The following is a 535-nucleotide window of genomic DNA, read 5'->3' on the forward strand; positions in this document are numbered from 1 at the left end:
TCTCCTCGAGCGAAGTCTATCTCAACATTGCGGGTGGCTACCGCGTGCAGGACCCGGCTGCCGATCTGGCGGTGGCGGCGGCACTCATCTCGGCGCTGTCGGAACGCCCGGTGCCCGCCGATGCGGTGGTGTTCGGCGAACTGGCCTTGTCCGCAGAAATCCGCCCGGTCGCGCACGGTCCGCTGCGCTTGAAGGAGGCGGGCAAGCTCGGCTTCGAACGCGCGCTGCTGCCCGCGGCGGTGACGGACGACAAGAGCGGGTTGAAGTTGAGCGGATTCGGCACGCTGGCCAGCTTTGTGGAGCATATGCTGGGGCGGTGAGGGGGCGTTGCGCCCTCCCACAAGCCTTCCACTGGTGGAGCGTAATGACTCTTGGTCGCATCCTCTCCCTGCCCTGTCCGTAGCTCCCTGTCCGTAGCTCTCCGTCCGTTCGTTTCGAGCGTAGTCGAGAAACCTGGCACAGCGCGTTTTGCGGTTTCTTGCATGTTGCGGCTGGCCTGATCTGGTGATCCAGAAAGGTTGACCTGCAGGGGTGG

General features: G+C 64.7%; 1 protein-coding gene. It reads left to right on the forward strand.

Translation table 11 applies throughout. The annotated features are described in order from the left end of the window. A partial coding sequence (locus tag AACY49_RS30290; protein ID WP_339527938.1) for a magnesium chelatase domain-containing protein occupies positions 1 to 320 on the forward strand: 320 nt, incomplete at its 5' end. Between the last annotated feature and the right edge of the window lie 215 nt (positions 321 to 535).

The organism is Pseudomonas sp. EL_65y_Pfl2_R96 (genome assembly GCF_963970905.1).
Classification (GTDB): domain Bacteria; phylum Pseudomonadota; class Gammaproteobacteria; order Pseudomonadales; family Pseudomonadaceae; genus Aquipseudomonas.